The following is an 8,153-nucleotide window of genomic DNA, read 5'->3' as shown; positions in this document are numbered from 1 at the left end:
GGCAGGTTACCTACGCGTTACTCACCCGTTCGCAACTCTTCCAAGAAGAGCAAGCTCCTCTCTTCAGCGTTCTACTTGCATGTATTAGGCACGCCGCCAGCGTTCGTCCTGAGCCAGGATCAAACTCTCATTAAATTCTTTAATAATCGTTCGAGCGTTAACTCATTTCCGTCTTCTGACGTTTTTTTCTTGTAAATTGACAGGTTATAATTTCTTCTATCATAACCCTGCACTTGGTTTCTTATTCAGTTCTCAAAGGTCTTTGTCTCTCTTAAGACAACTCCTATATTCTAGCAAATCTAGAATATCTTGTCAACACTTTTTGAAAAGTTTTTTCCAAACTTCCTCGTGTCTCTGCTTCATCCTCCGATGTAGCCTATTTATATTATCATCTCTTGCTTACCTTGTCAATAACTTTTTTAAAGTTTTAGAACTATTTTAAGTTAATGTCAGTCTACTTGAGACAACTTTCATATCTTATCATTCATTACATTGGATGTCAATATGTTTTTAACGAAACTTATTTCCCTTTTCTAGATTGAACCTTTTGGAATCCTTGATATAATATCCAACCGATTAGTATCCCTAGAGTGTTCTGACAGAAATTCGGTATGATTTCTGCGACGGCAAATCCTATTCCATACATAAATATTGAAGCAAGAGCATAACCACCAACCATTGAAATTGTAGCAAGTAACAAACCTACAATACGATATTTTCCCTTAAATCCAGCAAAATATCCTTGCGCACCATGAATCAGTAAACTAATAAACATCCATTGTGGAGCAGACGATAAGAGATCAATCAGAAATGCTGATAAACCTCCTACAATAGCTCCCTCTTTTTTACCTAAATAGAAGGCGGTAAAGTAGATACCTGCATCTACCAAAGTCAACAATCCTGTTGGTGTGGGGATTTTAGCTACAAATCCAAAAGTGACTGACAACGCTGTTAAAACAGCTAACAATGTTAGTTTTTTGTTTTATCATTTTGCATATTGAACTACTCCAAACTCATTTGATTGTTTAATTGATTCAAAAACAAAGGCTTTAGCATTAGCTATAGCGTCAATTTCTGAATATCCCTTAACTAGTTCACTTGCTATACTAGAGGCAAATGTACAACCTGCACCTGTATTATTTTTATCCAATACAGCCTCTTCAAAGATTTTATAGTCTTTTCCATTATAAAAGACATCTATTGCTTTATGATTATTTAAACGATTACCACCCTTAACGATGACTGTCTTAGCACCTAATTCATTTAAAATACATGCTGCACTCTTCATATCGTCAAGAGTATGGATTTTTTTATCAATAAGGAGCTCAGCTTCTGGTAAATTTGGAGTTATGACTGTAACATATGGGAAAAATTTAACCAATTCATTACGTAGCCGAGAAACCTCAACGTCATGGGTCTCCTTACAAACTAATACAGGGTCCAAAACAATTGGAATTCCAGGATGATTCTTAACAAAATCCAAAGTTAGCTCTGCGATTTCAACGTTTGGTAATAACCCAATTTTAAGTGCTGAGAAAGGCACATCTATTAGTGATTCCAGTTGTTGCTTAAAGACCTTGCTATCAATCGGAATGACCTCAAAACCATGTTCCGTCATCGCTGTCAGACAAGTCAAAGCTACAAAGCCATGTTGCTTATTGGTTGTAAATGTTGCTAAGTCTGCGTGAAGCCCTCCACCACTAAAAATGTCATTACCTGAAATGGCTAAAATTAATTCATCACTCATATTTTATCTCCTTCAAATATAATCCATTACCTGATGCTGTCGGTCCCGCAAGATTACGATCACAACTTTCCAAAACTGTCTTAACTTGAGAAATAGGCATGTGACCATTTCCAATTTTCAACAATGTTCCGACCATGTTTCTAACTTGCTTATAAAGAAAACCATTGCCAGAAAAAGTAAAGACATAGAATCCAGTTTTTTCATCAATTGAGACTCGAGCTTGGGTAATTGTGCGCACCTTATTTTCTACAGAGGTACCCGAAGCTGTGAAACCTGTGAAATCATGCGTACCAACCAAATCTTTGGCAGCTTCTTGCATAGGAGCTAAGCTTAGTGGATAGGGATAATGGGTGGCATAATTTCGCATCATAGGATTTTTAGGACGGCCTGCATCTACTAGAAACTCGTAAGTCTTACTATGTTTATTGTAACGTGCATGGAAATCTTCTGATACAAGTTCGATACTAACAATATCAATATCATCTGGGCATTGCGTATCTAAACCGAAACGCAGCTTCTCTGGATCCCGCTCCTGAGGCAAATCGAAGTGAATAACTTGTCCATAGGCATGAACACCAGCATCCGTTCGACCTGCTCCGTGAACTACTACAGGTGTGCCACTATTTAGCCGCAATAGCGTTTTCTCAATTTCCTCCTGAATAGAGCGAGCGTCTGGTTGTCTTTGAAAACCTGAAAAAAGTGTACCATCATAGGAAATTATTGCTTTGTATCTAACCATAAGCCTATCATATCAAATTTAATTGAGGATAAAAAGTGGTTAGGCTATAAATTGACCCCATACAGTTTTTGTGGTAAAAAAAGACGCTCAAGGCGTCTTTTCATTACAGGTCTTCTAAAGCATCTTTTACTTTGTTAAAAAACCCTTTTTTCTGTGGGGCAATCTTTTCATCACCACTTGCTTTGGCAAAGGCGAGAAGAGCCTCTTTTTGAGCATCATTGAGCTTCGTAGGTGTCACAATCTTCACTGTAACGTGTTGGTCTCCTTGTGATCCACCACGAAGACGTGGGGCACCCTTACCTTTGAGACGGAAAGTTTTACCTGTTTGAGTTCCAGCTGGAATAGTCATCTCAACATTTCCATGAACTGTTGGTACTTCAACAGTGTCACCAAGAGCTGCTTGAACAAAGGAAATGTTAAGAGTGTAGTATATCGTTGATCCGTCACGAGTAAATTTGTCACTTGGATTTACATTGATGATGACAAAGAGATCTCCGTAAGGACCGCCATTGAATCCGGCTTCACCTTGACCAGCAAGACGGATTTGCTGACCTGTTTCAACACCTGCTGGAATCTTGACAGATACTTTATGGCTTTGTTTTTCATGTCCTGTTCCATGACAAGTTTGACAAGGATCCTTGATTTCTTGACCTGTTCCATGACAGACATCACAAGTTACTTGACGTCGCATCACCCCAAGTGGTGTTTGCGTATCAACATTGATAACCCCTTGACCATGACAGCGACCACAGGTTACAGGGCTTGTTCCCGGTTTTGCACCAGATCCTGAACATGTCTTACATGTCGCTTCACGGTTGTAGTGAACTTCTTTTTCAGCACCAAAAACAGCCTCTTCAAAACTTAGGTTGACACGATACTGAAGGTCATCTCCTTGGCGAGGAGCATTCGGATTGCGAGCAGCACCGCCACCAAAGAAGCTTGAGAAGATATCCTCAAAGCCTCCGAAGCCTGCTCCACCGTCAAAACCACCGAAGCCACCTTGACCACCAAAGCCTGCATTAGCGCCATCAGGTCCATATTGGTCATAAGCTGCACGTTTTTGATCGTCACTTAATGTCTCATAGGCCTCTTGGACCTCTTTATATTTTTCTTCTGCGCCTGGTTCTTTATTAATGTCTGGGTGGTATTTCTTAGACATCTTACGATAGGCACGTTTTATTTCATCTTGAGAGGCATCCTTAGATACCCCAAGACGATCGTAATACTCAGTATTGTTCATAATTTAAGATACAAAGGGCATCCAATGAAGAAAGCCAAAACAATAGTTTTTAAGAGGGATAAATGGACCTTTTAATTAGCTATCTTTCTGGCTTGGTTCATAGCCCGTGTTCACCAACGAACACTCTTTGTTCCTTTCTTTTTTATTTTTCACAACATGAAGCAGAAGCATATCTTGCATTTACTTCACTTATTTTACCGAAAAACAGAGGCTGGTTTGCAACCTCTGGATTTCTTTTTATCATTACGATGTTCTAAAACAAAGTCGATTATACTTTGTTTTAGAACTAGTAAATCTGAATTGAGTTTCGGCTAAATCGAGCACGCCCTAACCTCTTGGTGAAAAAGACAAATCTTCCTAGAAACTAAAGTTTCTGCGTCAGATTTCCTATTTTCACTGTGAGGTTTTAACGGGCTTTGCATCTTACTTCTCCGTAAACTCTCCGTCTACGACATCGTCACCTGAGTTATCGGCTGTTTGTGCACCTTCTGCTCCTGCTTGAGCTTGTTGTGCTGCTGCAGCTTGTTCGTAAAGTTTAACGGCAAGAGCTTGAGCTTTTTCGTTAAGAGCTTCCAATTTAGCCTTCATGTCATCAAGATTTCCTGATTCTTGAGCTTTCTTAAGATCGTCAAGGGCTGATTGAGCAGCATCACGTTCTGTATCGAAACCTTTACCTTCTGTTTCTTTGATTGTCTTTTCAGTAGCAAAGATAGCTTGGTCGACTTCGTTACGAAGATCTACTTCTTCTTTACGTTTTGCATCTGCTTCAGCATTTGCTTCGGCATCTTTCATCATTTTTTCAATTTCTTCATCAGTCAAGCCTGAGTTAGATTGGATAACGATGTGTTGTTCTTTTTGAGTTCCAAGGTCTTTCGCTTTAACAGATACGATACCGTTCTTGTCGATGTCGAATGTTACTTCAATTTGTGGGATACCACGAGGTGCAGCTGGGATATCTGTCAATTGGAAACGTCCAAGCGTCTTGTTATCTGCTGCCATTGGGCGTTCCCCTTGAAGAACGTGAATATCAACGGCTGGTTGGTTGTCTGCTGCAGTTGAGAAGACTTGTGATTTAGATGTTGGAATCGTAGTGTTGCGGTCGATGAGCTTTGTAAAGACTCCACCCATTGTTTCAATACCAAGTGACAATGGTGTTACGTCAAGAAGAACGACGTCTTTAACATCACCAGTGATCACACCACCTTGGATAGCAGCACCCATGGCAACAACTTCATCAGGGTTAACTGATTTGTTTGGTTCTTTACCAGTTTCAGCCTTAACAGCTTCTACAACGGCTGGGATACGAGTTGAACCACCGACAAGGATAACTTCATCAATATCTGACAAGCTCAAGCCAGCATCTGAAAGGGCTTGACGAACTGGAGTTTTAGTACGTTCTACAAGGTCACGAGTCAAATCATCAAATTTCGCACGAGTCAATGTCATTTCCAAGTGAAGAGGTCCAGCCTCACCAGCAGTGATGAATGGCAAGCTGATTTGTGTTGAAGTGACACCTGAAAGGTCTTTCTTAGCTTTTTCTGCTGCGTCTTTCAAACGTTGAAGAGCCATCTTGTCTGTTGACAAGTCGATGCCGTTTTCTTTCTTGAATTCTTCAACCATGTGATCAATGATTTTTTGGTCAAAGTCATCACCACCGAGTTTGTTATCCCCTGCAGTTGCCAATACATCAAAGACACCATCTCCAAGTTCAAGGATAGATACGTCGAACGTACCACCACCAAGGTCGAATACCAAGATTTTTTCTTCTTTATCAGTCTTGTCCAAACCGTAAGCAAGAGCTGCGGCTGTTGGTTCGTTGACAATACGTTCTACTTCAAGACCAGCGATTTTACCAGCGTCTTTAGTTGCTTGACGTTGTGCATCATTGAAGTAAGCTGGAACTGTGATAACTGCTTTGGTTACTTTTTCACCAAGGTAATCTTCAGCGTAACCTTTCAAGTATTGAAGAATCATAGCTGAGATTTCTTGTGGTGTGTATTCTTTACCGTTTGCAGAAACTTTTTCAGAAGTACCCATCTTAGATTTGATAGAGATTACTGTATCTGGATTTGTGACTGCTTGACGTTTTGCAGCGTCACCAACGATGATTTCACCGTTTTTGAATGAAACAACTGAAGGTGTTGTACGGTTACCTTCTGGGTTTGCGATAATTTTTGATTCAGTTCCTTCAAGAACTGCTACTGCTGAGTTTGTTGTACCTAAGTCAATACCAATAATTTTAGACATATGTTTTTCTCCTTGAATCTATCTTCTTTTTTCTTTTTGATACTTCCCTTAAGTGGTGGGGACGTGAGCAACTCCCTTCGGGATTTCATCACTTATTTTTGAGCCTACTGTCTCAAAAATCCCCTGTTTCAGTAGCACACGCTACTGAAACTTTCACCACGACGGGAAATATCTGCTTTGCAAGCCTATGGCTTGCTTCTTATCTTTCTTTCATAGTTTAGTGTCGTTTCGGACAAGTTTCCTATTATGTTACAACACGAGGAGTCGAAATCAATATTATTTCGACGACGAGTTAGTAAGGAGGCTAGGCAAACGCCATAGCGACTGCCGTTTTCTGACGAGTCGCTTTAACTACCGTCAGAATTGCCTAGTTGAACACGCCCTAAGCTCTGGGTAAAAAAGATAGATTTCCTTGTGTTCATCGAACACCTCGTCAATCTCCTATTTTTACTGTGAGCTTTTTACGGGCTTTGTATCCTAGTTATAAACCACTACCATGGCTGGGCGTAGGACGCGTTCATGAAGTTTGTAGCCTTTTTGGAAGACTTGTGCAATGGTGTCTGCTGGATGTTCATCATCTGCTGGCATGGTTTGAATAGCCATATGGAAGTTGTGGTCAAAATCACCATCGGCTGGAATTTCTTCGATTCCTTCCTCTTTAAGAGCATGTATCAAACTTTCTTGTACCATTTCCAAACCTTTTTTAACATCATCAGTCAAACCTTCAACGGCAAGAGCACGTTCGAGATTATCCAATGATGGCAAAATAGCTTTTGCCAAATCCTGACTACGATATTTTTGCAATTGTTGACGTTCTTCATTTGCACGACGCTGAATATTTTGCATTTCTGCATGGGCACGGAGATATTTGTTTTCCAACTCCTCTGCACGCGCTTGTGCTTCTTCAAGTTCAGAAGGGTCTTTTGCTTCCTCTACAACTTTTTCAGTTGTTTCAGTAGTTTCTTCTTCTTTTTTAATATCTTCTGTCAAGGCATACACCTCTTTCTATACTTTTTAAACTTTATATATTAGTTAACTTCGTAATGGTTACTATTGAGATACCGATAATAATCCGTCAACTTCATAACCAAAACCCTACCGATAACATTGACCAAACTAATCATGCGATGATAATCCATTTCAACAGGACCAATCACATGCATAAGTGCCATCCCACGATAAGGAATCAGGAATTTATGACTGATGACTGTTATATTTTCAAGAGCTTCTTCAGTTAATTCAGCAACCGAAACCTTGGTCACTTCATCATCGGAGATAGCTGATCGAAGCTCAAGCGCCACATGTTGTGGATTATCCAAAAACTGATAAGTTTTTAAATCGGCATAGGTCAATGATGCAACCTTACCTTCGATGAAAATCAATTCCCTAAAGAGTTGTGAAAAGATATAATCAAACAAATCCAAAACATTATCTGTTGTTTTAAAATACTTTTGCACAATCTGAGGAATCTCTGTCCGTAATCGATAATGGATATCTAAAACAGTGTTCCCCAAGAAACGTTCTTGAACAAGTTTATGAAAAATTTCCAAATCACTAGACAAGAAATTCTTCGGAATAGCAAACTGAACTGTCACCGGCTTAGATTCATCCAAAGTAAGAACTGCTAAAGCATCATGATTAGACAACTGAACGATTTCAAACCCCGTCAGACGCTGTCTTGTCGGTTCCACATCTTGAATCACTGCTGTGCATCCTGTCATTTCTGCCAGCAACTTTGCTGCTGCGTCCAAAATGTCTTCAAGTTTAAAAGCCTCAAAGTCGAAGGCCTTGACAACCTGATAAACATCCTGCTCATCAATCGTATCAAGATTCAAAGAGTTAGCGACAAAATATTGAAAACCTGCTCGGCTTGGCATACGCCCACTAGAAGTATGGGCTTTTTCAAGATAACCCATTTTTTCTAACTTGGCCATGTCATTTCGAATAGTCGCTGAACTTGAATCGATAGATTCTTGCAAAGCTTTAGAACCAACTGGTTCATGGGTACGAGTGAACATCTCAACAATCAAATTCAAAATAGCATTTTGTCTTTGCGTAATCACGATGTCACCTCATTTCTATTTATTAGCACTCTCATATGCCGACTGCTAACTTATGATTCTATTATACACCTAAACTCTAACATGTCAACACAAAAAACCAAAAAAATTAGCACTCTT

At 39.8% G+C, this 8,153-nt stretch carries 7 protein-coding genes; all 7 read right to left on the bottom strand.

Going from position 1 to position 8,153, the window contains the following annotated elements:
• Nucleotides 1–520: 520 nt before the first annotated feature.
• The 7 genes from HSISS3_RS00565 to hrcA all read right to left on the bottom strand — a co-directional run bounded on the left by HSISS3_RS00565 (nt 521) and on the right by hrcA (nt 8,036).
• Nucleotides 521–967 carry an ECF transporter S component gene (locus HSISS3_RS00565; protein WP_021151352.1) on the bottom strand — a complete coding sequence of 149 codons (447 nt, stop codon included), beginning with the start codon at nt 965–967 and terminating at the stop codon, nt 521–523.
• 18 nt (nt 968–985) lie between these two features.
• Complete coding sequence (locus HSISS3_RS00560) at nt 986–1,747, bottom strand: bifunctional hydroxymethylpyrimidine kinase/phosphomethylpyrimidine kinase (protein WP_021151351.1); 762 nt, start codon at nt 1,745–1,747, stop codon at nt 986–988.
• Nucleotides 1,740–2,486 carry a tRNA pseudouridine(38-40) synthase TruA gene (gene truA / locus HSISS3_RS00555; RefSeq protein WP_021151350.1) on the bottom strand — a complete coding sequence of 249 codons (747 nt, stop codon included), beginning with the start codon at nt 2,484–2,486 and terminating at the stop codon, nt 1,740–1,742. Before truA ends, HSISS3_RS00560 begins: the two co-directional genes overlap by 8 nt.
• A gap of 103 nt (nt 2,487–2,589) precedes the next feature.
• On the bottom strand, nt 2,590–3,726 hold the full coding sequence (gene dnaJ / locus HSISS3_RS00550; protein ID WP_008536278.1) for a molecular chaperone DnaJ: 1,137 nt from the start codon (nt 3,724–3,726) through the stop codon (nt 2,590–2,592).
• Between the two features lie 423 nt (nt 3,727–4,149).
• The gene (dnaK, locus tag HSISS3_RS00545) at nt 4,150–5,973 is read right to left on the bottom strand and encodes a molecular chaperone DnaK (protein ID WP_002888263.1); all 1,824 of its coding nucleotides are present in this window, start codon (nt 5,971–5,973) and stop codon (nt 4,150–4,152) included.
• 477 nt (nt 5,974–6,450) lie between these two features.
• Nucleotides 6,451–6,963: a nucleotide exchange factor GrpE gene (gene grpE, locus HSISS3_RS00540; RefSeq protein WP_021151349.1), complete on the bottom strand. Its 513-nt coding sequence runs from the start codon at nt 6,961–6,963 to the stop codon at nt 6,451–6,453.
• A gap of 38 nt (nt 6,964–7,001) precedes the next feature.
• Complete coding sequence (gene hrcA, locus HSISS3_RS00535) at nt 7,002–8,036, bottom strand: heat-inducible transcriptional repressor HrcA (protein WP_021151348.1); 1,035 nt, start codon at nt 8,034–8,036, stop codon at nt 7,002–7,004.
• Nucleotides 8,037–8,153 lie beyond the last annotated feature (117 nt).

It is taken from the genome of Streptococcus sp. HSISS3, from assembly GCF_000448605.1.
Classification (GTDB): Bacteria; Bacillota; Bacilli; order Lactobacillales; family Streptococcaceae; genus Streptococcus; species Streptococcus raffinosi.
This window is presented reverse-complemented; position numbering and strand designations above follow the sequence as displayed.